Below are 26,899 nucleotides of genomic sequence, written 5' to 3' on the forward strand. Positions count from 1 at the left end.
TCAAATCGTTTGTTTAAGTCGCATAGTCACGGAGCAACCCGCTTCAAGACGGCTTTCGATATGTATCGTGGCGCCGTTGACGGCACAAAGCTTCTTACATATCGCAAGTCCTAATCCGTTACCATGTCCGCTTCGCGTAAAAAAAGGTTCAAAAACCTGAGGTAGCCATTTTTGATCAATCCCCTTACCGTTATCACGAATTGATAAATGAATATAAGAGTCGTGCATTTCGGATACCACTTCGATTTTTCCATACATTTCAAGCGCATCAATAGCATTTGAAAACAGATTGAGCATAATCTGGCGAAAATGCTGAGGGTCAAAATAAATCTCAGGTACACTTAAGTTGTAATTAATTTTAATTTTTTTGTTTTTTATTTCGTTCAAAAGTAATTGCTCCACTTCGGCACACAACGACCTGATGTCTATAAGTTGGCCTATAGCTTGTGCCGGGCGGCCGAATTCTAAATATTGGTGAACAAGATTTTTAAGGCCTGAAACTTCCTTTCTTATTTGCCGGATATACGCGCTTTGTTGCGACTCAGGCGGCATATCCTCGTAAACCAAGCCGGCCATCAGTTCAATACCCCCCAACGGATTTCTTATTTCATGCGCGATTTGCGCCAACAGTTCCTCTTTTTCTTTGTGACGGCCTTGTATATCCGTGCGCATTTGCTCCATAGCTGTGGCCAACGAAGCCAATTCGCCTTTGACATGTTTAGGCGCTTCCGTATCCCATTCCCCGCGTCCCAACGAACGGCTGAACCGCACCATTTGATCGATCGGCTTAGTAATCGTTTTAGCCAGCCAAAAACTTCCAAACAAAGTAAATACTAAAGCCGTTCCGCTTATGAACCAAAACACAAAGGACAAGTTTTCAATGTACATCAATTGATCGGCCTTTGCACGTACACCGGCCCAATATTCATCATCGATTCTGCAAAACCCCCACATATACCATTCGTTGTCATTACCCAAAAAGGGTAAAGTCGTCGAAGTTTCGCCCGGAGTTAATCGTTCAATTTCAGATTGACTGAGCAGTAATGTAGGATCCGGATGGATATAGTCGGATTCATCATCACTCGTCATCACAATTCGCAATGTCGCATCAAAAATAAAAGCGCTTGCCAGTTCGTGCCCTTCTTTTTTCTTCTTTAGATATCGCTTGTAAAATTGTGTGGCTACAGAGTTTTCCGAATGGGGTTGGACAAATTTTAAATTTCCCATATCCATATCCGTTGCGATCGCTTTGGCGGACATACGCACCTGACGGCTTAATTGATCCAGATAAACTTCTCTGACTGCTACGTAACTAAAACGCGAAAGCACGATGATGAGAATCATCGTGATTACGCTGAAAAGAACCCCGATCCGAGTACGCATCGTCCATCGGAATGTCATAAGCTTTTTTACTTAAAGTTGCTCCTTTTGCGTATTAATTGCAACAGCCGCACACTTGTTTTAAAAATACACCCGCCCGGGTTATGAGGAGGGAGAGGGTTTATAAAATTCCCGGGCGAGTGCTCTTCATTACCGCACCTGCAAAATTTGCAGGCCGTCTATATTTACTTGGCTAAAAGCTATACCACCGCAAAATACTTCCAATTTCAAATTTTCACCGTCCCGCATTTCAAATTCTTCAGACTCATACAGTTTCCACTCACCGCTTTCGACGGACAAATCAATCCGACTTGGATTTTCTGAATCCGACGCCGTAAGCGAAAATAAAGCGTTGCTGGCACTATTTTCTTCCATACGTGCCCACATTCGTAAACGATAGAAACCCGAAGCGACAACCTGTTTTTCAAAAACTGCTGCAGGTTGAATACATCCGGCCCCCACGGCCATACTGTATTCGCCCGCACCAGGCGCCGCTTTATTGATACGTTGACTTTCGTTGACGTTTTTCCATGCTTTGAGGTCATTTTTTGATTCAAATGACGTTTCATAAAAGAGTCCTGAATCCTTTTCACTGCAAGATACGACTGCAATAAAAAGTATTGAGAGGATACCTGCCCGCGTTATTTGCATGAAATCACTCTCCTTTCTAAATAATAATTTGAGATAACTGTACATACTTATAATAATTTAGATCACGATATTAATTGCTTGTCTCAATCAAATTTTGAATCGAATCGCAAGGCATTGATATTTCAAAATCTTCTCCGTCCGTCAAAATGTGGATGCCTTCTTTGGTAAACAATGTTTTGCCTCTGAATTCATAATCTTTGAACGTCTGATTAGGAACGTCTTTAAGTTTTGACTGATAAAACACTCTTTCTATTTCAGGTTCTATGGTAAAAGCTCCAGGCATCGCATCTTGCGTCATAGTACATTCAAAGTATCCGCTGTTAGGCACGCAGCTCTGTTCGCTCAGCACGACGTTTTGAACAATATCGCGATAGGTAAATTTGACAACCGTATCCGGGGAAAATTGATATTGAAAGTGACTTATTGTTGATCCGCTATAATACAGTTCGCCAACCGTGCCCGGATCTGAATAATTTTTGATACCTTTTATTGTATATTTGACTGTCCCCTCCACGTCATAAGCCTTTGTACCGGAACCGATGGGGTGATTATTTTTATAATTAAACTCAAAATACATGACATTGCTCTTGGATGTCGGATTGCCTTCCTGATCGGGCGATTCATATCGGTATTGTAATTCATAGCTTCGATTGGATTTTTCAAAACGAACAGACCAATATTGAGTTTGACGATTATACCGCAATGAATCTTTCATAGATGATTCCCCTTCAAAGCGAAAACCCCAAGGAGATAATATGAACAAACCCGGTAAATCAGCTATCTCCCTTTGAGCAAGGTAAGAAGCGTTATTTAATTGTACCAAACTATTGCTTAGCATTGCACGACCTTGTGTCTCGACAATATCATTTAATTCTTCGCGGCTCATTTTTTTTTCTGATGCGTCATAACATGAAATCAAATTCAACGAAATGAACAAAAGACCGAATATTTTTGTCACTCTACGCAAAACGAACACATCACTTTCTTATTCACCACAGATTAAAAGTTGGTCATTATCAAATTCTACTTGTCTCATAGCTGTAACCACTTCACCGAAACGAACATACAGCGTATCATTACTCACTTCAAAGGAACCGAGACAAATGTCACCCGGCATTTTTATAGGTGCGCATATTTTTCCCTTCAATCTTTCCGTCTCTGAGTACGGATAGTATGTATACTCGTAACAATCCGAAGGTTGCTCTTTTAACCAATAATGATAAGTCCCGTTTTCAAAATATACTCGCTCCTCTTTTGACAGTATGACGCTTACTGTTTGCCATTGTGAGCCATCTATTCCCGGTTCCTTTTTGGAGTCACAGCCGAATACCGAAATTGTAAGCACAAATAGTATTGTTAACGTTTTATGATACACCACTTATTCTTTCACAATAAGTTAATACTCTAAACGCTCAACCTTTTTTAACGATAGAATTGGCGCCGCTGCATGAATGCATACAGATTCTTTATTGATATGGCCTGTAAATTTTACCACGATACCGTCTTTTTTATATTCATCCGGTAAATCATGCACATCAAAAATTTTGTTATCACTGGTTATCAGTTCGAAATAACCACCTTCAACGGTCACATACTTTATGTAGCCGACGCCCGATATCTTTTCGTCGGAACCGAACAACGCTTTATCGTTTTCGGATGTGCCAATATTCGCGCCTTCCGAACACGCCATTAAGAGAAATAAGGTTGTTAATATGTTTAACTTGATCAGCATCGAAGTTAAATAGATTAGTATGACGAAATGTTGAATAATAAAGCTACAAACTTAGTGCCAATGAGGGACAAAAATGAAGTCGAGTAAATCAATAAAAAACAATATGGCGAGTTTTGTTTTTACTCGATTTTCAGTTCTCGGTTATCAGAAAACCGATACTATAGCGGATATTTGATAAGAAATAGGGATTTGATATGATTTGAAAAGAGTCAGGTTGGGATATTTAATTTACAAATTACAAAACACTTTCATGTTGCGCAGATATCTTAGCGGCTTCCCATCCGATGATCGCCGTTTTACGGGTTGTACCCCACATATAGCCGCCAAAGTTTCCTGAAGACTGAATCACTCTGTGGCATGGTATCAAATATGCAACGGGATTACTGCCAATCGCTGTACCCACGGCACGCGAAGCTTTCGGCTTACGAATTTCTTTAGCAATGGTATTATATGTAGTCAACTTTCCGAAGGGAATTTTTAACAACGCTTCCCATACTTTGAGCTGAAACTCGCTTCCTTTTAAATGTAAATTGATCGAATGATTTTCAGGCGCTGTTGCATTAAAAATATTCAGCGCGTTTTTATGAAACGAATCCTTCTTGTGATGATATGTGGCATTAGGAAAATGTGACACTAATTGCGATAACGCTGATTTGGGGTCATCGGAGAACATCATGTAACACAGGCCTTTGGACGTAGAGGCTGAAAGTATGTCACCAAAAGGACTTTCTGAAAAGCTATAGTTTATTTCGAGATTTTCTCCTCCATTTTTATATTCTCCGGGCGTCATACCTTCGATATTAACAAAAAGGTCATGCAAGCGGCTTGTTCCCGATAATCCGCTTTCCATAGCGGCATCCATCAAACTAATTTTACCATCTTTCAAAATACTTTTTGCATAATCTATCGTTGTAAACTGTAAAAACTTTTTGGGACTTACCCCGGCCCATGCCGTAAACAAACGTTGAAAATGAAACGGGCTTACATGTACTTTTTTAGCCACGTCATCCAAATCAGGTTGTTCTTTGAAATTAACCCTGATATATTCGATCGCTTCAGCTATTCTTTTGTAATTTATCTGTTCTTGAACTTCCATATCCATCTCCTTTTTTAGGATAAAGATACTATCTCAAAACTCGCCGCAAAACCCGATTCTTGCTATTTTTGGGTCAAAGTAAGTCATTCTGAAATCATTATTCATTGTGAATCAAAACCGACGTCATCGTCAAAGACCCGGCAACCGGTTTGTCATTAAAAAAACTTATTTTTTCATCCGGTTTCTGTAACGCCAGAATATACAGTAGAGGCAAAAAATGATCCGGCGTCGGTATGGCCATATCAAAAGCACGCCCCATTTTATCGTAGTGTATGAGAGCACTATGATCGTTTGTAAGGATTTTTTGCTTCATGGTTTCATTCGCTTCGATGGCCCAATCATAACCATAAGCCGTATCATTGAGTTTATCCCAAGCAACCATACGCAGATTATGTACCATATTTCCGCTCCCCACGATCAAAATGCCTTTCTGCCTTAAAACGTGGAGTTCTTTAGCTAATTCGTAGTGGTATTCAGCGTGTTGATAATGGTCAAGGCTCATTTGTATGATCGGTATGTCAGCATTCGGATATAAATGTTTGACCACGCTCCAGCATCCATGATCCAATCCCCATTGTCCATGATCCAAGCCGACTTTGGTTTTGGTTATGATGGATTGTGTTTCTAAGGCTAAATCCGGACTACCGGGTGCGGGATATTCTACTTCATACAACGATTTTGGAAATCCACCGAAGTCGTGAATCGTTTTGGGTTTGTCCATGGCCGTCACATAGGTTCCCCGCGTTTCCCAATGGGCTGAAATGCACAAAATTGCCTTAGGCTTTGGTAATAGTTCTCCTATTCGACGCCATCCTCGGACAAACTCATTTTCGTCTATCGCATTCATGGGGCTGCCATGACCGAGAAACAAAATCGGCATGCTCTCAGTATTGGGCAAAGATTTTGTGATGGATGAAAATTCACGCAGTCGCATATTAACTCCGGCTAATGGCATTAATGCCATCGTGTGAATAAATTGTTTTCGATTCATTAGCAAAACTATAAGAATTACTTATCTATTTTACACATGATTTATGCAAATATTGGGTCATTCGAAAATAAAAAACTTTAATCAAAAACCTCCGTTTTTAGCGGAGGTTTTCATTGAACTTCTAAAAGCAGGTTTCACTCGGTCACACTTTTTCTTCCCAAATCTGCGCGATTTCGATAATGGTTTTTACGGCGGCTTCCATGTCTTGCACGGCTACCCACTCCAGTTTGGAATGGAAACTATGCTCACCGGCAAAAATATTGGGGCAAGGTAAACCCATAAACGAAAGCCGTGATCCGTCCGTGCCGCCACGAATCGGTGTCTGGATAGGTTCGATTCCGAGGCGTTTCATCGCTTCGACGGCATACGCTCCGACTTGCGGATGATGATCAAGCACTTCTTTCATATTGCGGTATTGCTCTTTAACTTCGCACTCTACGCGGGCACCCGGAAATTGTGCGGCCGTTTTTTCAGCGAGATCTTTGAGAAAATCTTCTTTTTCTTTGAGCTTTGCCGTCACAAAATCACGAATGATAAAACGTATGGTCGCCAATTCTTCATTGGCTGTAAACGATGTCGGATGAACAAACCCCTCGCGCTTTTCCGTTGTTTCCGGAGAGAGACCGACCTTTGGTAAATTTTCGATAAAATGAGATGCCACCTTGATGGCATTGACCATTTTTCCTTTAGCATATCCGGGGTGGATATTTTTTCCATGAAATCGGATCGTCATACCGTCGGCGCTAAACGTCTCGGTCTCGATTTCGCCGCGACTGGAGCCGTCCACCGTATAGGCATATTTGGCGCCTAATTTTTTTAAATCAATTTTTTCCGTACCGCGACCTACTTCTTCATCCGGTGTAAAACATACTTTGATCGGGCCGTGCTTGACTTCCGGATGAGACAAAAAATAATTAACCGCATCCATGATTTCCGCCACACCGGCTTTATTATCCGCGCCGAGTAGCGTCGTACCATCCGTGGTAATGATGTCAAAGCCGATCATTTTTTCAAGATCAGGGTTGTTTTTCACCTCGATAATTTGATTGGAATCGTTTTTGAGGCGAATATCGCCGCCTTGGTAATTTTTATTGATCACCGGATTGACACCGGCACCGGTCACTGCCGGCGATGTATCCACGTGTGCAATAAATGCAATAGGATCCACGTTTTTGGAGGTATTCCCGGGCAATGTCGCCATCACATAACCATACTCGTCCATGTGCGCATCGGCCAATCCCATCGCTTTCAATTCAGCGGCAAGATCGCGGGATAAATTTTTTTGTTTTTCGGTACTCGGAAAAGAAGTGGACTCTTCATCCGACTGGGTATCGTATTTGACGTATTTCAAAAAACGATCCACGCAGGTAAATGTATACTTGGGATCAAACATAGTTTTGCCCTTAATGGAGTTGTAAATAGTATTGATAAACAATGGTAACTTTTTTTTTGTAAAACATCAAGACACGGCTTACGATTGTACCTATCATTCTATCCGATTATGTTTTACCGCTTGATGTTCATCGCGGGAAATTTTATACTGTGCCCCCACGTAACGAAACTGCAAGGAATTATGGATCAACGATTAAACGATCTTACGGCTTTGGCATACAACCTCTGGTGGTCATGGAATCAAAACGCACAATCAGTTTTCCGCGAATTATCCCCGCAAATCTGGGAGGAAAGCAATCATAACGCAGTTGCGGTTTTGCACGGAACGAGCCACCAAGAATTGCGTGCACGTCTCAACGATTCACATTTTCGTGAAAAGGTGGATCGTGTTATTACGCAGTTTCGCAGCTATATGCAGCACGAAAACACCTGGGGATCGCATCACGCTCAAACGTTTCGTGATAAGCCGGTCGCCTATTTCAGTCCTGAATTTGCATTGCATGAATGTTTACCGATTTATTCGGGCGGGCTCGGCGTCCTATCCGGCGATCATATCAAGTCGGCCAGCGATTTGGATATTCCATTTGTCGGTGTCGGTTTGTTTTATCGTCAGGGTTATTTTCAGCAACATATCGCCATTGACGGTACACAGCAGGAACTCTACCCGCTCAATGATACGACGCACTTGCCTTTGTCACTTCTTTCCGACCGTACCGGAAAACCTGTAGTAACTGTAGTTGAAATCGGACACAGTCTGGTCAGCTTATACTGCTGGCAAGTCAAGGTCGGTCGCGCTCAACTGTATTTGCTCGATAGCAATCATCCGGATAACGAAGAACATTATCGCGAACTGACATCACGCACCTACGGCGGCGATATCATGACGCGCATTTGCCAGGAAATCGTGATGGGAATTGGCGGTGTTCGATTGCTCCGTTCTATCGGAATTCGTCCGTCCGTATATCACATGAATGAAGGCCATAGCGCATTTCTCACACTGGAACTGCTCCGTGAACGTATGCTTGAAGGCCAGCCGATGGATACGGCGCGGGCATGGGTTCGTGAACATTGTGTTTTTACCACGCATACGCCGGTTCCTGCGGGCCATGATCGTTTTAGCCGCGACCTGATGACGTTTGCATTAGCCAACTATTGCGCGATTCTTGGCTTAACGATTGATCAGGTTATGGGCCTGGGACGCGTGCATCCGGACGATGAAAAAGAAACATTTTGTATGACCGTACTGGCGCTCAAAATGTCTCGCGCATCCAATGCCGTCAGCGCGTTGCACGGTAATGTCAGCCGCAATATGTGGAAAGAACTTTTTCCGGATCGTCCTGTTGAGCAAGTGCCGATTTCACATATTACCAACGGCATCCACATCTTAAGCTGGATGAATAAGCGCACCCGTAATTTTTGGCGCAAATTTCTCGGTGAAAACTGGGAACAACATATCAAACAACCGGATTTCTGGCAACGCGTAGCCGACCCTTCGTTTATTTCCGATGAAGAAATCTGGGCGCTGCGTTATGATCTCCGGCGCATGCTCATCGAGTTTATGCGTGTACGCCTCAAAGAACAACAACGTCGTGCGGGCGGAGACGGTGTGCGCGTGTTCTCAAACTTTTTTTCACCAGACATATTAACCATCGGCTTCGCGCGCCGTTTTGCTACCTATAAACGCGCACCTATGATTGTTCAAAACCTCGAACGGGCGATTCAATTTTTCAATGACCAGGATCAACCGATTCAGGTTGTGTTTTCAGGTAAAGCCCACCCCAAAGACGACAGCGGAAAAGCGTTCATCAAACGCATTGTCGAATTGAGCAAACATCCCCAACTTTTTGGCAAACTGGCCTTTATTGAAAATTACGATCTTTATGTTGCCCGGTTTCTTACATCCGGCTGCGACGTTTGGCTTAATAATCCCCGTCGTCCTCTTGAAGCCAGCGGTACCAGTGGGCAAAAAATCGGCATACACGGCGGACTCAATTTATCCATTCTTGACGGATGGTGGCGTGAAGGTTATGACGGGACTAACGGATTTGCTATCGGTAAGGATGAGTCGCTGGGCAATGAAGCGGAACAGGATCGCTTAGACGAAGAAAATCTTTATCTGACACTCAAAAATGAAGTGATACCCGCATTCTACAATCGCGATGCCAACGGTATTCCCCGCGTGTGGATCCAAAAAATTCGCCGCGCCATGCAAACCTTGATTCCGGTGTTTAATACGGATCGCATGGTCGCCGAATATTTTGAAACCATGTATCGCCGCAATTCATAACGACGACGTACGAAGATATGCGAGTACACGATCCGCGTGAACTTGCGCATCCCTTTCGGCATGAATCACGTCCATAATTTTTCCATCCGACGGACGAATGATATACGTGACTCTTTTATTGCGCCAGAGTCCCCACAACCATAGTGTACCAAACTTTTTGCTCAATGCTCGATCATGGTCGTAAATGAGTGCGTACGGTAACCGATGATGTGTGCGAAATTTTTCATGGGTCGCGTCGTCATCCAAACTGACGCCAAAAACCACACCGCCTTGTGCCGCGATTTCGCCATATACATCGCGAAAGTAACACGCTTGCCCGGTACAAACGCGTGTAAAATCCATCGGATAAAAGAAGAAAACTACAGCTTTGTGCCGGCTATATTGCGCAAGCGTATGTTCCTGACCGCCCGAATCCCGCCAAGTTAATTCAGAAATAATAGCATTTTTTTTAAGCATAGAGAGATTAACTCCTTTTGTTTTTTTCGTCTTGCAACACGGCCTCCGCGCATCGGATACCGCTAAGTACCGCGCTTTCGATCGTCGAAGGTAATTCATCGGCGATCCAGTCTCCGGCTAAATACAACCCTTGAATTCCAGTGCGACTATGAAAACGATACGAATCTTTCGCATGATTGTTCGAGGTGGCGCGCACCGACTTGATAATTTCAATACGACGAACCGAACTAGGTTTAAAATTTTTAAACAGAAGTGTCATGTCATCTGTTATTCTCTTTTCCCAAATTGACGCCGCATCAAAAACAGACGCGCCGGGGTGGCTGATCGTAATCTGAATACATTCTGAGTTTTTTTTGAATACCCATTGTACGTGCGTTCCTATACATGCGGCCATAGGTCCGTCGAATAACGCATCCGGATGCATCTCATTTAACCATATATAGGCCGATAATATCGGTGCCGATGAAAAATTTTGGAAACGTGATGTCCATTCGTTTTCTACAGGTAAAAGCTTGCCGGCACTCCACGGCGGTACGGCCATAATGACTTTATCAGCCCGAATGATTTCGCCGTTTCGCAACGTGATTCCATCTACCCGGCCATTAGAAACGGTGATATGGCGTACAAATGAATGAAAATGCAACGAACAACTTTTTTGTTTTAAAAACCTTACAGCCGGTTCGACCAATACGGCGTCGAGTGATTTTTCCGGAATAATAAAACGTCCATCGTCGCGTGAACCGAAAAAAATTCGTCGCATAGCCTCGCCAAACTGAACCACATCGGCATCTTCGGGATGCTGATTCATAATCGCTAAACAAATCGGGTTCCAAAACCATCGTCGTGTGTCCTGCGTAAATCGCCAGGCGTCCAACCAATCGGATACAAACCGTCCCCTTATTAACGGTTTACGCATTGATAAACCCGCCCTCAAAATACGCCAGCGTTCGCTCAATGGGATCGCATCGTATCGCATAATACCGTACAGGGCATACCACGGCGCAGGCCAATCCGGTAAATTCAAACAGGCTATCCGGCCATCGACGGAATAAAAATTCAAAGGAAACGATTTTTTGGGAATATCCAATGAGGCATTTAATGAATCAAGCCACGCACGGGTAGCATGATAACACCCCATCAGGAGATGCTGGCCGTTGTCGAGTGTCGATCGTGATGCAACATCGGTAAACGAAAAAGTACGCCCTCCGGCATAGGCATTTTTTTCATATAAACTTACATCATGCCCCGCCTGTGCAAGCGTCGTCGCGGCAGCCAGTCCGGCTGTACCGGCGCCGATGATGATTATTTGAGAGGGAGATTTAGCCACGGTAAGGGCGATCATCAAACCAAGTTCGGCCTGCGGTTTGTATTTTTTCCGATAAAGTAAGGCTTACCCGATGAGCGGTCGGTGTAAAGCCGGTTTGTTCGATTTTATCAAGCAATAACCGATACATGTTTTCCATGACCCGTGCCGGAAAAAGCGCCAACGACGGATACGCACGAAACGCTTCATCGGCCAATTGGAATTGTTTTCTCGCTTCGGCACATTGCAGCCTCAACGCATCCTGAACGGCTGACGGATTATCAAAAAACGCACGCCGATCCGTCACCGGAAAATAGATCCGGCCGTCCGCTATATCAGATGCTGCATCACGAATCGTATTGGTCAATTGTAAAGCTAAACCGGCATGCAACGCAAACCGTTCACTGGCCGTATGATGCGCTCCCAAAATCCTAATGATCATCAATCCAACGGCTGACGCAACGCAATAGCAATATTCATACAATTCATCAAACGTGCGGTATTCTCTGCGCTCTAAATCCATTTCCATCCCGCGAATAACGTCATGAAACAATTGAACAGGAATCGAAAAATCACGCGCAACCCGCATCACCCGATTGAGCAAATAATATGACGAATGACCGCGCTCGGCGGCAATCAATTCTTTTTTCCATACAGACAAATGCGTCGCGGCATCGGAACCATTTTGATCCACGATATCATCCGTGATCCGGCAAAATGCATATACCGTAAAAATAGCTTCGCGTTTCCCTCCCGGAAAGAGCATCATCGGATAATAAAAGCTGCTGCCGGAGCGTCGCGTAATACTTCGGGCATCCTCTTGCAATATCGTTTCTATATCCATAAAACGCGCCATAGTATCCAAAATTTGTCTTTTAAACCAATCGTCGGACGATGATTCAGCGTATCACCGCCCGTTTTTTCCATTTTCATAAGCACACGTAATCCGCTCAACCATATCATACCGATGATTTTGCGATCTTTGAAACGCAGGTAACCCAACAACGCATGCCCTTGATCAAACAAATCACGTGTTTTTTTTAAACAGACCGCCATCGTCTTTGAAAACGACGTATTTACCGTTTTATTTTTCCAGTCTTCTTCGGTATAGCCGCATTCTTTCATCAGTTCCAGCGGTATATACAGCCGGTTTTTCTGAAGATCAATGAATACATCCTGCCAATGATTGGTGAGCTGGAGCGCCGAACAAATGGCATCCGACAAAGGGGTCATTTTTTCCCACATAGTCGAGTTATGTGTGTAACCAAGGATATGCAGTACGATGAGGCCGACCGGATTGGCCGAATAACGACAATACCCCATGAGTTGCTCTTCGTCGGTATATCTATTTTTGAGAAGATCTACTTTGAAGGCGCTCAGGACATCATCCAACCATTGACGGGGAATACCGCCCTTTTGCAACGTCACGGACAGCGCCGCAAACATCGGATCTTTGGCGCGTCCTTCTTCGCTGGCTTTGAGCGCAGCCTGCATCCATAAAAGTCCGTGCATACGTTGTTCGATAGTGCCGGTGCCTTCGTCAGCTACATCATCGGCGCGGCGTAAAAAGGTATAAACCGCCGCAAGGTGACGGCGTTGAGCGGCATTAAAAATCCATGAAATAACAGGGAAATTTTCGTAATGCGAAGCGGCAAAATCCCGGCACATCGCATAGGCCGCGTCTATTTCATCGTCGGAATACGAACCGATCGCCCGCTCCTCATTCATCGCGTTCTCGCAGGGTTAGGCCGACTACCAAAAGCGCGAGTACGATATTGAATCCTACGAGTGCAGAATACCGGCGATGCCATGCGTCGAATTCCTTACGCTCGGGGCGCGGATCGTTTTCTTTGGCGTATTGATCGAAGTCTACGATTTTTTCTTTGAGCATCGTCATCTGCGGCGTGATAAAATCCGCGTAGAAAAAAAGATTGATCAGCATCACACCGGACACGATCCCACGTACACGCGACCATAGTGATTTTTGACGCCTATACAGAACAAAGGACGATACAACGATCAACGCCGCACACACGTATTCCAGATGATTCATTCGAACAAGAATCAATCCGTTGATATATCCGGCGATGGTTTTGGAATCAAGGTTTCTAAAAATAGTACCGGCGACACCGTATGCCAAAAACACGAGAATGCCGATCCATGCACCGGCAAACAATAATATCGCTCCGCGCCATGTATAATTTCGGATACTCATGCGTTGGTACTCCCGTTAAATCGCGAGGGTGAAAAGGGTGCCAACATCGGCGAAGGTTTGCCTGTGATGATCATATCGGCTATAAGTTTGGCCGTTATCGGCATAAGAAGAATGCCATTGCGAAAATGCCCTGTTGCTACGACGAGGTTGGTCAAGCGTGTTTCACCAAGCAACGGAAGGCGATCCGCACTACAGGGACGCAAACCGGCCCACCGCTCTACCGATTCGAAAGTTTTGGACTGCGGGATCAATGCTCTTAGTTTTTCGATAAATCCGACAATCACCGAGGGCGTCACGGCTTTATCAAAGCCGGCATCTTCGACCGTTGAGCCGATAAGCAGCCGACCGCTATTGCGCGGTACGTAATAAAAATCTTCAAGGTATGCCGGGTATCGAATAAAATCAGGTTTCGGCATTTGCATCGCGACGATCTGCCCCCGTATCGGTTTGATCTCCGGTATCGTTTGTGTCAATCCGGGAATCTGTGATGACCATGCACCGGCGGCCAATACATATCGTGCCGCAGATACCGTCCCGGTTTTGGTTTGAAGATGATCAATCGCTTCATTATTGAGTATGATGGATTCGACCGCAGAATACTCCAAGATATCCACGCCGAGATTTTTGCAGCATTCGGCCAGCGCGGCGCTCAATTTGCGGTTTTCCACCTGATGGTTATCCGGCAAATGAATCGCCGCCATGCCTTCGCGCAATGCAGGCTCCGCTTCGCCGGTTTGTTCGACGCTCCAAAAATGCGCATGCATCCCGAGCCCGACATACCACGACAACCATGGCTTCGGATCCATTTCAGGTGAGATAAGTTTGAGAATGCCTTCTTTGCGGTATTCGCAATCCATACGGCTGTGGTATTCGATACGCCGAATGGTCTCTTCATACATGTTTTGACTTTCCCTGCACAATCGAAAAAAAGCTTTTTCGCGATCCGACAAATTTTGACGCGGCATGATCAACTGCGGTTCGAGCATGCCTGCGGATGCGTGGGAAGCCTCATATCCCGTTTGTGTTTTTTCTAAAATGGCTACTTTTATTTTGCTGTGACGAAATTTGATTTCATACGCGATCGAAAGCCCGATCACACCCCCGCCGATCACAACGACATCATATATTTTCAAAACTAACTCCTGGTTGATGCTGACAATTCAATATAGAAGCGTTGTCTTAAAAAATCAAGCTTGGGCACGTACTGAAACGCTTAATTTTCAATGGTTTTAGGCGTTTTTTATGCTTGATATTGGCTTAGCCAAGAAATATATTGCCGCGTTGTAATCCGCAATTCTTTTATCTATTTATTGTAATTTTAAATATACAATTCCGGGAGTTTTTTAGTGGAACCGAAAAAGCTTGGCCGTTATGAAATCGTACAAGTCCTGGGTCAGGGCGCGATGGGCATTGTGTACAAAGGCGTTGATCCGATGATCGGACGCACAGTCGCTCTCAAAACACTTAAGTCCGGGAGCGAAATTCCAGAACAGCAGCTTACAGAATTTAAGCGCCGTTTTGCGCAAGAAGCACAGTCCGCGGGCCGTCTCAATCACCGCAATATTGTGACCGTATATGACGTCGGCGAAGAAGAAGGTTTGGCCTACATCGCGATGGAATTTATTAAAGGCCGTCCTTTGGATGACCTGATCGCCGAAAAGCATCCCTTTACCATAGAGCAAATCGTTGACATCATGATACAGATTTGCGAAGGGCTCGGATACGCGCATAAAAACGGCGTTATCCACCGCGACATCAAACCGGCGAATATAGTTCTCACCGACGATCAGATCGCCAAAGTAACCGATTTCGGCATCGCCAAACTCACTTCCACCAGTGCGACACAAACCGGCATGGTCGTCGGTACACCGAGCTACATGTCGCCTGAACAAATCACCGGGCGCGGCGTGGATAATCGTTCCGATATTTTCAGCATCGGCGCGGTGTTTTATGAATTACTCACTTATGAAAAAGCCTTTCCCGGCGATAATATTACCACGGTCATGTATCGTGTCGTGCACGAAAATCCTGCGCCGCTATCCATCAGCAATGCGATGGTGCCGCCGCAATTTCAGGCGATCATCGAACGGGCGATGGCTAAAAATCCGGCGGATCGTTATCCTGACGCCGAAACCATGGCCAACGATATACGCAACTACAAAACAGCTACGGCCAACATGGGCGCGACGCAAGTGATCAATCCTGCTAACTATGCCGGCGCAACCGTTGTTATGTCCGCTCCGGATTTTTCTGCGATGTCACCTACCGGCACAGGATCCATGCCGTCCCCTGCTGCGGCGCAGACGCAGTCCATACCTGCCGCATCACCGGCTCCAAAAAAATCACCGGTAGCACTTATCGCCGGCGGTGCAGTCGCTGCGATCTTGATTGTGCTATACATGATGTTTGGCGGCTCCGGTGATAAATCATCGGCTTCTTCAGCTAAATCTTCCGGGACAGGGAATGCATCGCTTACGCTAACACTCAACGCGGCGGAAGGCACGGCCATGCTGGACTCCGTGCATGTGCCGATCAAAGATGCCAAAATTTCCGCAGAAAAAATCACCGCCGGTGAGCATGAACTAGTTATTCAATCCGACGGTTACGAAACGTATCGTTCTAAACTTCTTTTTGCCGACGGAGAAACCAAGCAGTTTGCCGTAGAACTCAAACTCGCACCGGTAAAATTTCCGGCCGGTGTAGATACGGCATATATCACCGTTTCTTCGAAGGACATGATCAAAGTGATGACCAATACGGGAACGATGTTAGGCTATTCGCCGATTCAACGTTTGCCGTTTCCGTCCGGAAAACACACGCTCGTTTTTTCCAAGCCATTTTATACCAATCAGGTTTCAGAAATTGATGCCCGCAAAGGCAAAGAAATTAAACTGACACCCAAACTGCAAGCCAAACGCGTCAAAGCCAATCTTGCCGGGGTAGAGCCTAAAAAAATTCAGGTGTATCTGAATTCCGTAGCCTCTGAAAGCCAGTTGAAGCCGGAGAAAGACGGTGTGACGTATTCCCTACCACTGGGTGCTAATAAACTAATCGTTACTGCCGACGGCTACAAAAGTTACGAACAGGAACTTAATCTCGGCGACGATGCAATACCCTTTGAGGTCAAAGCCACGCTGGTACAAGGTTTCGGATCGCTCGCGATCACTTCCAAACCGGACGGCGCGGATGTATATGTTGACGGAAAAAAAGAAGGGGTTACCCCATTCAAAATGGATAAAATTCCTGCCGGACCGCGTGATATCAAAGTTCAAAAAGGCTCACTGCTCAGTATCAAAAAAATGAATATCGAAGCCGATAAAGAAAATGCGGCCGAATTTACACTCGCCGCATCCACGGGCATTTTGAAAATCTTAATCAATCCCTGGGGCAATATATCGGTGGACGGTAAACCGATGGGCGCTTCCCCGCCGCTCGAACGTCTTGAATTGAGTCCGGGTAATCATACGATCAAAATCGAAAACCCGGCGTACAAAGCCGTCACTAAACAAGTAAAAATCACCGTAGGCCAAACCACTACGTTACAATATGATTTCTAATATGAAAAAACATTCTAGCCTCATCACACTCCTTTTCGCCGGAATAATATTTTTTTCCGGTTGCGGCGGAGCAAAAAGCACGACGAAAGAAAAACCCGAAACACCGGTCGTTCCCAAAAAACCCAGCGGTAAGCCACAGTTGGAAAAAGGAATGGAACTATACAAAGCCCGGGATTACGAAGGCGCTAAAAAAAATCTGCGTAGCGCTACCGATCTTGATTTATCCAAAAGCGAGCGTACCCAGGCGTATAAACATCTCGGTTTCATATTTGCGATGCAAAAAAATCAAACGGAAGCCACTAAAGCGTTCTTCGACGCATTTACGAGCGATGACGGATTTGAACTGGAATCCGCTGAAATGGGTAATCCGGCCTGGACACCTGCTTACGAAGCGGCCCAAAAACAATTTACGTTAGCGAGCGCCTCGGGCAGCGATCTGCTGAGTAAAGGCAAAGATGCTTATTCTAAACGTAACTACGATGAAGCGTTATCGTATCTGGAAACAGCGGTTAAAAAAACCGATCTCGAAGGCAACAAACGAGCGGACGCTTACAAACTATTGGCTTTTGCCTATGCTCTGCGTAAGCGCCCTGTGGATGCTAAAAATGCATTTCGCAAAGCCTTTGAAGTCAATAAAAATTTCGAACTGGATAAATCCGAATACGGAAACCCGGTTTGGACGCCGCTTTATGATGAAGTAAAAAACACAATTAAAAAATAATACAGATTGGACGTACGGGTGGCTTCTCTCGTTCTCATCGAAAATAATACAACCGCAACACGCTTTCGTATCGAAAAAGACGATGCGATCATAGGACGGAGACCGGAAAACGATATCATGATCGCCAACGTGATGATTTCCGGCAAACATGCGCGTGTTGAAAAAAAGAACGGCTTGTATCAAATCACCGATCTCGGTTCCACGAACGGCACATTTGTCAACGGAACACGGGTTACCGGTTCCGCTGAAATCAAAAATCAGGACCATATCAATTTCGGCGCCGTCGAGCTCATCTTTATGACGGATGAAAATGCGATGGTCAATATTGACCGAGCACGTTTTTACTCCCGGGATAAAGCTGTCGCACCGCCGCAAAAACCGCACGACACGGGCTATGCCGCCAATCCCAATGCGGACAAAATCGTGCAACTTTTCCAGCAGCTCAAAAATACCGTGCTTAGCGGTTCGGCGGATCGTACGGCGATCATGACTCAGTTTATGGAGGTCGAACACCAACTGCAGATCATGAATATGCAGTTCAAAGAATCCGAAAAATCGCAGCAAAAACTCAATGTGCTCTACGAGATCGGGAAAGTCATCAACCACATTCTCGTTGAAGAAGAATTGCTGAAAACGATCATTGATTTAGCCCTCAAAGTGATGAACGGCGACTGCGGATTTATCATGTTGTACGATGATAAAAACAATCTTGTCCCACGCGTTTCGCGCAAAATGCAGGCCGACGAAATTTCCCAATCCGGTTCGACGTTCAGTTCGACGATCGCCAAACAAGTGGTCGAAAGCAATCAATCCATTCTTACTTCCGATGCCAAAAGCGATTCACGCTTTCAAAGCGGCGCCAGTATTATATCCAACAACATTCGCTCCGTTATCTGTTCACCGATGCGCAATAAAGATCAGGCTGTCATCGGCGTGATCTACGTCGGCTCCAACGTCATGACCAACGTATTTTCAAAAAGCGACGTGGAATTGCTTGAGGCTTTCGCCAATCACGCGGCCATCTCCATCGAAAACGCCAAAATGCATGAAGAACGCCGTCGCAAAGAGCACCTCAAAAGCGCGTTGGAGCGTTATGTATCCAAACAAATCGCCGAACGTATCATGAGTAATGACGGCAGCTCCATTCGCTTTATGCCCGAACGCCGCGAAGTCACGCTCATTTTTTCCGACGTACGGGGTTTCACTACCCTCTCTGAAAAACTATCCGCCGAAGAAATGGTTGAAATACTTAATCGGTATTTTTCGCGTATGATTGATGTGATTTTCAAATACGGCGGCACGTTGGATAAATTTATCGGCGACTCCATTATGGCGCTTTTCGGAGCACCGGCCACTTCCGGCGATGATGCGTGGAATGCCGTGCAGGCTGCGATAGAGATGCAACGCGGGTTGGAGGCATTTAACGACGAACAGCGTCAATTGGGCAAACCCGAAATTCAAGTTGGCATCGGAATCAACACCGGCCACGTCGTCGTCGGCAATATCGGATCCGATCAGCGCATGGAATACACGGCTATCGGCGATAATGTCAATCTGGCATCACGTCTTCAAGGCAAAGCGGCCGGAGGAAAAATAATCATCAGCAAAGCTACTTATGATTTTGTCAAAGATAAGGTGCAAGCCACTCTTCTCGGAACAACCGAAGTCAAAGGCAAAACCATACCCGTCGAAATTTACGAAGTGGTCTATTGATCGCTTCGTGAAATGTACGTACACATCGGACATCTATTGGAAAGAAATTATATATGGATCTTAATACGCTGATCTACGATTGGAATCAAGAAGTCAACGGCGAAGAAAAACCAGCGCATACTTTCGAACTCAATGATGAAACTTTGCGTGACGGTTTACAATCCCCCTCCGTAAAAACGCCTACACTTGAGCAAAAAATTGAAATCCTGCACCTCATGGAGGGGCTTGGTATTCATGCCGCCGACATCGGTTTGCCCGGCGCCGGTCCTCACGTACTCCAACACGTGGTTGCTTTGGCCGCCGAAATCGCAAAAAATAAATTTAAGATTCAGCCTAATTGTGCAGCACGTACACTCAAAGTTGATATTGATCCGATCATCGAGGCGTCTCAGCGCACCGGAATCCCCATTCAGGCATGTACGTTTATCGGCTCAAGCCCCATTCGCCAGTACGCCGAAGGTTGGGGCATGGATCAACTTTTGAAATTCACAGAAGAGGCCGTTTCATACGCTGTGAAAAACAATCTCGATGTGATGTATGTTACGGAAGACACGACCCGCGCGCATCCCAACGATGTTAAACGCCTGTATCTTGCCGCGATACGAAGCGGTGCACGGCGCGTTTGCATCTCCGATACCGTCGGCAATGCGACCCCTGAAGGTGTACAGCGCCTTGTACGTTTTATGGTGGAAGTAATCAAAGAAAGCGGTGAAGATGTAAAAATAGATTGGCATGGTCACAATGACCGCGGGCTTGCCGTCGCCAACGCAATCATCGCATTACAAGCCGGAGCCCATCGCGTCCACGGAACGGGCATCGGTGTCGGCGAACGCGTCGGCAATGTGCAAATGGATCAGCTCATGGTCAATCTCAAGTTGAAAAACTGGATAACCAACGATCTTACTACTCTGCCGCAATATTGCCGTAAAATTTCGGAATACACGGGCATACCGATTCCCATCAATTATCCCGTTTTTGGTCACGACGCATTTCGTACCGGTACGGGAGTTCATGCCGCGGCCATCCTGAAATCCTTGAATAAAGGTGACATGGAATTGGTGGATCGCGTTTACTCCAGCGTACCGGCGGCTATGTTTGGTCTCGAACAAGTCGTAGAAATCGGCCCGTTGAGCGGTGAGTCCAATGTGGTTTTTTGGCTCAAACGTCGCAAGATCGAACCGCGCGAAGAATTGGTAAAAAAAATATTCGCTGCGGCAAAACAATCGCAAACCGTTTTGAGTGACGAACAGATTTTTTCGCTTTGCCGATAAAGGTTGGGGATGATTTTGTCTCGCGTAAGTCTTTTTATTCTTTTGATAAGCAACACGCTTTGGGGTCAAACGACCGAAAAGACGTATTGGATCTTTTTTAAAGATAAACCAGACTACCTGCACGCCACGGTTATACCGGATATTTCGCCACGGGCTTTGGAACGGCGGCTAAAACAAAATCCGCATACGTCCGCGCTGATTGACGAATCCGATTACCCTGTTTCTTCGGATTACCTTGCGGCTTTATCCTCTCATCTTGTATTAATTCATAACACATCACGTTGGCTCAATGCGGCTTGTGTGCAAATCAATGAAAGAAACATCCCCCTTATTCAATCGCTTCCGTTTATCCGTGAAATTCGTCCGGCTAAAGCCCGATCGGTGATAGCGTCAACTACTTCACATGCATCTTTTTTTTCGCCTATCACTGCCTCGTTTAGTCGCTTTTCGTATGGCGCGTCATTACGGCAAAATTCATTTGTCAATGCCGTGACCGCTCATGACTCCGGTTATTCAGGGAAAGGAATTCGCATCGGCATGATTGATACGGGTTTTAATCTTACCCACACGGCTTTTTCAGGAATTCACGTCGTAGCAGATTCCGATTTTGTGGATCACGACGGTAACGTGAGCGAAATCGGTTCCAAATTTACCAGCAGCCATGGAACATTTGTACTTTCTGCAATTGCAAGTTTTCACGAAAGTTTTTTGATCGGTACGGCTTTCGGTGCGGATTATATTTTAGCTCGTACCGAAAATAACAGTGATGCGATCTATGAATTGGCGGATGAATCACGCTGGATTGCGGCTTTGGAATGGATGGAACAAATCGGTGCAGATTTAGTGTCCAGCTCTACCAGTTTTTTTGATGAATTCCCCGGCACCTCACATGACTATAACATTCGCGATTTGGACGGGAAAACCGGATTAACTACACTTGCCACCGATATTGCATTCCAAAAAGGACTGCTCGTATTTAATAGTTCCGGGAATAATGGCGCTGAAGATCAAGATCAATATCGTATCAGTACACCTTCTGACGGAAAACATATGATCGCTGTCGGCGCAACGATCGGTGACAGTACGGTGGCTAGCTTTAGTTCGCGAGGGCCTACGGCTGATGGCCGAAAAAAACCAGATGTTGCAGCGTTAGGCTACGAGATACGCGTAGTTTCCAGCGGAACAACGGGTTACCAAAATTTTTCGGGCACTTCGCTATCAACCCCTATTGTTGCCGGAATTGCCGCCTTAGCTTTGGAAGCAAACCCGGCCTGGTCCGGTTCGGAATTATATGATGCCGTCCGAAAAACGGCCAGTTTATCAAAAAAACCTAACCATACTATCGGCTATGGTGTGCCTGATGCGATGAAGATAATTCGTTATAACCCCGCTTCGTCCGATGATTTTAATCCGATACGCGATGTCGTCAATTATCCCAATCCGGCCAACCCATCCACTACTATACGTTTTCGATCCGTTATAAGCGGACGTTATTCTGTACATATCTATAATACGCTTGGCGGATTGGTGCGCACGATACGAGACAATGCGTCTATCGCGGCGGGCGAAACGGTAGCGGCGTTATGGGACTTAAAAAATGATCACGGACGGAGGGTCAGTTCGGGAGTATATATTTACCGCATTGCAATGGATGACAAATCAGAAACACGAAAAATTCTTATTATAAAATAGAAGCATTTTTGTTTTTTTCTACTATCCGCTGAAGCGCCTTCATCACTGATGGAATATCTTGTTCAGAATTCAAACGCCCGAATGTGAAACGCACCGCACTCCCGTAAAATTCAGGACCTAACCCCATCGCCTTGAGCACATGCGACCCGCTTACGGCACCGGATGTGCAAGCCGATCCCGTAGAAACGGAAATACCTTCCAAATCCAACATCATAGCTATTTCATCCCCTCCGATCCCGGGAAACGAAATATTAAAATGCCCCGGCAATCGTTTTTCAGGATGACCGTTCAATCGGGCTTGCGGTGCAATATCTTGCAGAGTTTTCCAAAATACTGTCATTAGTTTGTTCAGACGTTCTGATTCACCGGACATACTGTCTTTACAGATCTCTGCGGCTTTGCCAAATCCGACGATACCCGGCACATTTTCCGTGCCTGCACGTTGCCCACGCTCTTGTGAACCACCTTCGATAAATGAAGGTATTTTTATGCCACGCCGGATATAAAGACAGCCCACACCTTTGGGGCCGTATATTTTATGCGCGGAGACAGATAACAAATCCACAGGTAAATTTTTTACATCGAACGGTATTTTTCCAAAACTTTGCACCGCATCGGTATGGAAAAGAATTTGATGCGATTTGGCTAATGCGCTTATTTCTTCGATCGGATTGATCGTACCTACTTCATTATTGATGTGGATGACAGATATGAATACGGTATCGGGACGAATGGCCTGTGCTATAGTTTCTGCGGACACGTATCCGAACTGATCGCATGGAACATAGGACACAGCATAACCCGATTTTTCCAACGATTCGAACGTATGCAGGACGGCATGGTGTTCCGTTCGTGTCGTAATAATATGTTTACCCTTGGCGCTCATTGACTTTACTGCGCCGACAATGGCCATATTGTCGGATTCGGAGCCGCCGCCGGTAAAAACAATCTCTGAAGGTTGTGCCTTTATTACCGACGCAACTTTTTCGCGGGCGTCTTCGATAGCCACTTTTGCCGAACGTCCTAGTCCGTAAATACTGGATGGATTACCGAATTCTTCGGTGAAAAAAGGGAGCATCGCATCAACGACCCGCTTGTCTACCGGTGTTGTCGCGCTGTGATCCAGATAGATACGTGCGTTGGTTTTTTGCATATTATTTGTGAATGTGAATACGCGGTACACGCGCGTTGATCATACAGGTAATTTCGTAAGGAATCGAACCGATTTTTTCAGCTAACTCCATCGCCGTAATTTCTTCATTGCCCGAACGCCCGATCAGAATGACTTCATCCCCTATTTCAACACGATCATCGCCGATATTGACCATCAACTGATCCATGCACACCGCACCGACCACAGGATACCTTTTACCGCGAATCAACACATCGGCTTTATTCGTCAAAAGACGTGTATATCCGTCGCCGTATCCGATCGGAACCGTAACGATATTGCAATCCTGAGGCGTTATATACTTGTGGCCGTAGCTGATGCCCGTACCGGCCGGCACACGTTTGATAAAAACAACTTTAGATTTTAAAGAAAGCGCCGGCTGAAGCTGTATATCGCGACGAACAAAACGCGAAGGATACATGCCGTATAACGAAATGCCCGGACGCACCATGTCCACGTACGTAGAATCAAGGTTCATCACGGCCCCGCTATTGGCAATGTGCTTGATTGGGATTTCAATACCTAATTTTTTCAATGCATCTATGATTTCGCAATATCGTTCAAACTGCGTATGCGCAAAAGAAAGGTTTTCTTCATCCGCCGTCGCAAAATGAGAATAGAGACCTACAATCTCAATATTCGGAAGCATGGCCACACGTCGTACGAACTCTACCGCTTGTTTGTATGTCACACCGATTCGTTCCATGCCGGTATCTATTTTAAGATGAACCCGCGCTTTTTGATTTTTAATTTCGTCGTTGATATGATACGCCAGTTCCAAAGAAGAAACAGTGATTTCGAGATCGTTTTGAACAAATTTTTTCACCTGGTAACCTAGAATACCGCCCATCACCAGGATAGGCGCTTCAATATCTTCTTGCCGTAAAAAAAGCGCCTCCTCGAGAAAGCCCACACCTATGTAGTCCGCCCCGCTCCGCACGGCTTTTTGCGTCACTTCGCAGATACCGTGACCGTAAGCGTTAGCCTTGACGATAGCCATGATTTTTCGGCTGCCGACCCGGGTTCTGATCTGTGCCATATTGTGTGCGATCGCTGCCAAATCAATCACCGCATGGGTCGGGCGAATTTCTTTTAGTATATTGTGGTATATCGTATCCATTGTTTAACCGATCTGGCCGACTACATCCGTTATCAATTGCTGAAACTGTGTTTTGACACGGTTGGCCGTTTCCGTCACTTCTTCATGACTCAGTTTGGTCTGACTGATACCCGTACCCAGATTGGTAATACAACTGATACCCAGCACGCGCATATTCTGATGTTTTGCGACGATCACTTCCGGCACCGTGGACATACCGACAGCATCGGCTCCGATTTTTTGGAACATTTTCACTTCCGCTCGTGTTTCGTATGTCGGCCCGGACCCCGCACAATAGACACCGCGTTGGGTACGAACACCCAACTTCAACGCTGTTTTTTCGGCTATAGATATATATTCACGATCGTATTCGCTCTCCATATCCGGAAATCGCGGCCCTATCGTTTCATCGTTGGGGCCTTGAAGCGGATTGGCAAAGAAAAAATTGATATGACTTGTAATGAACATCAGATCACCCGGCTGAAAAAGCGGATTGACTCCGCCGGCCGCATTGGTAACGATCAGCGAACGAATTCCCAGCATTCCCATCAAACGCACGACATACGTTACTTGCGCCATCGTGTAACCTTCGTAATAATGCACGCGTCCCTTTACGGCTAATACGTGTTTACCGTTTAATGTGCCGAAAACCAATTTCCCGTCGTGCCCCTCGACTGTGGATTTGGCATAGTGCGGTATGTCGGCCGTTGAAATCACCGTTTTATTTTCAAAACGATCCGCCAGATCACCGAGACCGGAGCCGAGAATAATGCCGATCGTCGGTTGCATCGTCGTTTTTGAACGAATCATGGCGATGGACTCTTCCATCATTTTTTTTAATTCATGCATACGAACCTCTTTTGCAATCGTGGTACGCCATCATTTAACAAACCTATTATTTATACCGATACCCGTCCCTCGAGCGCACGCGTCAATGTCGTCATATCGGCAAATTCCAAATCGCTACCGATCGGTATTCCTCGGGCAATCCGCGTCAACCGCACAGATTTACCCTGCATCTTTTCGGCCACAAACATCACCGTCGCATCGCCGGGTACGGTCGGATTGATCGCTAATATCATTTCACGCACTTCGTTTTCGGAGCGCTGTATCAGTTCGCGAATGCGTAAATCATCAGGGCCGACACCTTCTAAGGGATTGAGCAAGCCGCCCAATACATGATACACACCACGAAACATATCCGTTCGTTCGATAGCCAATACATCATTGGCTTCTTCGACGACACAGATCACACCGTGATCACGGCGCGGATTGGCACAAATCGGGCAAGGGTTGTGTTCCGTTACATTGAAGCATGTCGTGCAGCGGCCGATCTTTTCTTTCATGTCCAGCAAGGCCTGCGAGAGCATAACCACTTCGTCTTTAGGTTGTTTGAGCAGATGAAAAACCAGGCGTTGCGCGGTTTTACGACCGATACCGGGCAACTTGGAAAATTCTTTGATCAAACGTTCGATGGTTTCTGACGTGTATTGCATGATCTTTTATTTTTTTGGCATTTTCATGCCCGGCATCATGCCACCGGTGATTTTGCTGATTTCCGCATTGGACATCTCGTCGGCTTTTTGTACCGCATTATGAATCGCCGATAAAATCATATCTTCGAGGAGCCCTACATCATCGGGATTGACGGCCTCTTTTTGTATTTTTACGGACAATACTTTGCCGTTTCCGTTGACGGTCACCGTAACCATACCGCCGCCGGAAGTACCCTCGACATTAACCTGTTCGAGTTCCGATTGGCGGCTTTCCAATTGTTTTTGCATTTTCTGCGCTTCTTTCATCAGACTCTGCATATCAAATCCACGCATACGATCTCCATAAATGATTAAGATGTAGTAAGGGTGTCTTTATTGGTTATGTCTATCAATTCGCAATCCAAAAGTTCGATCATGCGTTTGAGCGGCATTTCCGCTTCTTTATCACGCACATATTTGAATAAATCCGAGCGCACCTGCACACTGATCTGTGCTTCGTTGCCGTCCGGTTTTACATCGGTCTCGGCAAACGCTTCGTGTGCCGCATCCAACGTCGGATAATGATCAAAGAAATTTTCGGCGGGCGACGGCTCAGGTACCGGCTCATCTTGATAGGCTACGCGCTCTACCGGGCGAATGATTTTTTCCGGCTCGAGAACCAAACGAACACGTTTTG

General features: G+C 45.7%; 26 protein-coding genes. 6 read left to right on the plus strand and 20 right to left on the minus strand.

Going from position 1 to position 26,899, the window contains the following annotated elements; all coding sequences use genetic code 11:
• The 8 genes from HUU58_02490 to pepT all read right to left on the minus strand — a co-directional run bounded on the left by HUU58_02490 (position 1) and on the right by pepT (position 7,243).
• The gene (locus tag HUU58_02490) at positions 1-1,401 is read right to left on the minus strand and encodes a HAMP domain-containing histidine kinase (protein ID NUN44522.1); all 1,401 of its coding nucleotides are present in this window, start codon (positions 1,399-1,401) and stop codon (positions 1-3) included.
• A 129-nt stretch (positions 1,402-1,530) separates the two neighbouring features.
• Positions 1,531-2,031, minus strand: coding sequence for a hypothetical protein (locus HUU58_02495; protein NUN44523.1), 501 nt, complete (start codon positions 2,029-2,031; stop codon positions 1,531-1,533).
• Positions 2,032-2,101: 70 nt separating this feature from the next.
• Positions 2,102-2,746: a hypothetical protein gene (locus tag HUU58_02500; protein NUN44524.1), complete on the minus strand. Its 645-nt coding sequence runs from the start codon at positions 2,744-2,746 to the stop codon at positions 2,102-2,104.
• A gap of 270 nt (positions 2,747-3,016) precedes the next feature.
• Positions 3,017-3,406, minus strand: coding sequence for a hypothetical protein (locus tag HUU58_02505; protein NUN44525.1), 390 nt, complete (start codon positions 3,404-3,406; stop codon positions 3,017-3,019).
• A 21-nt stretch (positions 3,407-3,427) separates the two neighbouring features.
• Entirely contained in the window at positions 3,428-3,721 is a 294-nt protein-coding gene (locus tag HUU58_02510) for a hypothetical protein (protein ID NUN44526.1), read from the minus strand.
• A 277-nt stretch (positions 3,722-3,998) separates the two neighbouring features.
• On the minus strand, positions 3,999-4,859 hold the full coding sequence (locus HUU58_02515) for a methylated-DNA--[protein]-cysteine S-methyltransferase (GenBank protein ID NUN44527.1): 861 nt from the start codon (positions 4,857-4,859) through the stop codon (positions 3,999-4,001).
• A gap of 97 nt (positions 4,860-4,956) precedes the next feature.
• Positions 4,957-5,850 carry a 4,5-DOPA dioxygenase extradiol gene (ygiD, locus tag HUU58_02520; protein NUN44528.1) on the minus strand — a complete coding sequence of 298 codons (894 nt, stop codon included), beginning with the start codon at positions 5,848-5,850 and terminating at the stop codon, positions 4,957-4,959.
• A gap of 142 nt (positions 5,851-5,992) precedes the next feature.
• Positions 5,993-7,243, minus strand: a complete 1,251-nt coding sequence (gene pepT, locus HUU58_02525) for a peptidase T (GenBank protein ID NUN44529.1) — start codon at positions 7,241-7,243, stop codon at positions 5,993-5,995.
• Positions 7,244-7,423: 180 nt separating this feature from the next.
• On the opposite strand from pepT, the gene glgP reads away from it, so the two are divergent.
• Entirely contained in the window at positions 7,424-9,529 is a 2,106-nt protein-coding gene (glgP, locus tag HUU58_02530; GenBank protein NUN44530.1) for an alpha-glucan family phosphorylase, read from the plus strand.
• On the opposite strand, the gene HUU58_02535 is transcribed toward glgP, so the two are convergent.
• From HUU58_02535 to thiO, 6 genes are read right to left on the minus strand one after another with little or no spacing between them, the layout of a single operon-like run.
• Positions 9,524-9,985 (minus strand): peroxiredoxin, encoded by a 462-nt coding sequence (locus tag HUU58_02535; protein NUN44531.1) that lies wholly within the window; start codon positions 9,983-9,985, stop codon positions 9,524-9,526. The two genes, glgP and HUU58_02535, sit on opposite strands and share 6 nt — an antisense overlap.
• A 7-nt stretch (positions 9,986-9,992) precedes the next feature.
• A complete protein-coding gene (locus tag HUU58_02540; protein NUN44532.1) occupies positions 9,993-11,327 on the minus strand; it encodes an FAD-dependent oxidoreductase in 1,335 nt (444 codons plus the stop codon).
• Entirely contained in the window at positions 11,305-12,132 is an 828-nt protein-coding gene (locus HUU58_02545; protein ID NUN44533.1) for a phytoene/squalene synthase family protein, read from the minus strand. Before HUU58_02545 ends, HUU58_02540 begins: the two co-directional genes overlap by 23 nt.
• Positions 12,123-13,016: a squalene synthase HpnC gene (gene hpnC / locus HUU58_02550; GenBank protein ID NUN44534.1), complete on the minus strand. Its 894-nt coding sequence runs from the start codon at positions 13,014-13,016 to the stop codon at positions 12,123-12,125. The genes HUU58_02545 and hpnC overlap by 10 nt, the downstream gene beginning before the upstream one ends.
• Positions 13,009-13,503 carry a DUF4149 domain-containing protein gene (locus HUU58_02555; protein NUN44535.1) on the minus strand — a complete coding sequence of 165 codons (495 nt, stop codon included), beginning with the start codon at positions 13,501-13,503 and terminating at the stop codon, positions 13,009-13,011. The genes hpnC and HUU58_02555 overlap by 8 nt, the downstream gene beginning before the upstream one ends.
• Positions 13,500-14,636: a glycine oxidase ThiO gene (gene thiO, locus HUU58_02560; GenBank protein ID NUN44536.1), complete on the minus strand. Its 1,137-nt coding sequence runs from the start codon at positions 14,634-14,636 to the stop codon at positions 13,500-13,502. The genes HUU58_02555 and thiO overlap by 4 nt, the downstream gene beginning before the upstream one ends.
• A 213-nt stretch (positions 14,637-14,849) precedes the next feature.
• Here thiO and HUU58_02565 point away from each other — a divergent pair, with 213 nt between their 5' ends.
• From HUU58_02565 to HUU58_02585, 5 genes are read left to right on the plus strand one after another with little or no spacing between them, the layout of a single operon-like run.
• Positions 14,850-17,060 carry a serine/threonine protein kinase gene (locus HUU58_02565; protein NUN44537.1) on the plus strand — a complete coding sequence of 737 codons (2,211 nt, stop codon included), beginning with the start codon at positions 14,850-14,852 and terminating at the stop codon, positions 17,058-17,060.
• Between the two features lies 1 nt (position 17,061).
• Positions 17,062-17,781 (plus strand): tetratricopeptide repeat protein, encoded by a 720-nt coding sequence (locus HUU58_02570; GenBank protein ID NUN44538.1) that lies wholly within the window; start codon positions 17,062-17,064, stop codon positions 17,779-17,781.
• A gap of 18 nt (positions 17,782-17,799) precedes the next feature.
• Positions 17,800-19,494, plus strand: coding sequence for an FHA domain-containing protein (locus HUU58_02575; GenBank protein ID NUN44539.1), 1,695 nt, complete (start codon positions 17,800-17,802; stop codon positions 19,492-19,494).
• A gap of 53 nt (positions 19,495-19,547) precedes the next feature.
• Entirely contained in the window at positions 19,548-20,765 is a 1,218-nt protein-coding gene (locus HUU58_02580; protein ID NUN44540.1) for a 2-isopropylmalate synthase, read from the plus strand.
• A gap of 9 nt (positions 20,766-20,774) precedes the next feature.
• The gene (locus tag HUU58_02585) at positions 20,775-22,457 is read left to right on the plus strand and encodes a S8 family serine peptidase (GenBank protein NUN44541.1); all 1,683 of its coding nucleotides are present in this window, start codon (positions 20,775-20,777) and stop codon (positions 22,455-22,457) included.
• Here HUU58_02585 and HUU58_02590 read toward each other — a convergent pair.
• From HUU58_02590 to HUU58_02615, 6 genes are all read right to left on the minus strand, one after another.
• Entirely contained in the window at positions 22,447-23,610 is a 1,164-nt protein-coding gene (locus tag HUU58_02590) for a cysteine desulfurase (protein ID NUN44542.1), read from the minus strand. The genes HUU58_02585 and HUU58_02590 overlap by 11 nt on opposite strands.
• A gap of 1 nt (position 23,611) precedes the next feature.
• Positions 23,612-24,748 (minus strand): alanine racemase, encoded by a 1,137-nt coding sequence (locus tag HUU58_02595; protein NUN44543.1) that lies wholly within the window; start codon positions 24,746-24,748, stop codon positions 23,612-23,614.
• Positions 24,749-24,751: 3 nt separating this feature from the next.
• Entirely contained in the window at positions 24,752-25,576 is an 825-nt protein-coding gene (locus HUU58_02600) for a purine-nucleoside phosphorylase (GenBank protein ID NUN44544.1), read from the minus strand.
• 50 nt (positions 25,577-25,626) lie between these two features.
• The gene (gene recR / locus HUU58_02605; GenBank protein ID NUN44545.1) at positions 25,627-26,223 is read right to left on the minus strand and encodes a recombination protein RecR; all 597 of its coding nucleotides are present in this window, start codon (positions 26,221-26,223) and stop codon (positions 25,627-25,629) included.
• A 6-nt stretch (positions 26,224-26,229) separates the two neighbouring features.
• Positions 26,230-26,556, minus strand: a complete 327-nt coding sequence (locus HUU58_02610; protein NUN44546.1) for a YbaB/EbfC family nucleoid-associated protein — start codon at positions 26,554-26,556, stop codon at positions 26,230-26,232.
• 17 nt (positions 26,557-26,573) lie between these two features.
• The coding region (locus HUU58_02615; GenBank protein ID NUN44547.1) for a hypothetical protein at positions 26,574-26,899 on the minus strand (326 nt) is incomplete at its 5' end.

The sequence above is a fragment of the bacterium genome, from assembly GCA_013360215.1.
GTDB lineage: Bacteria > CLD3 > CLD3 > SB21 > SB21 > JABWCP01.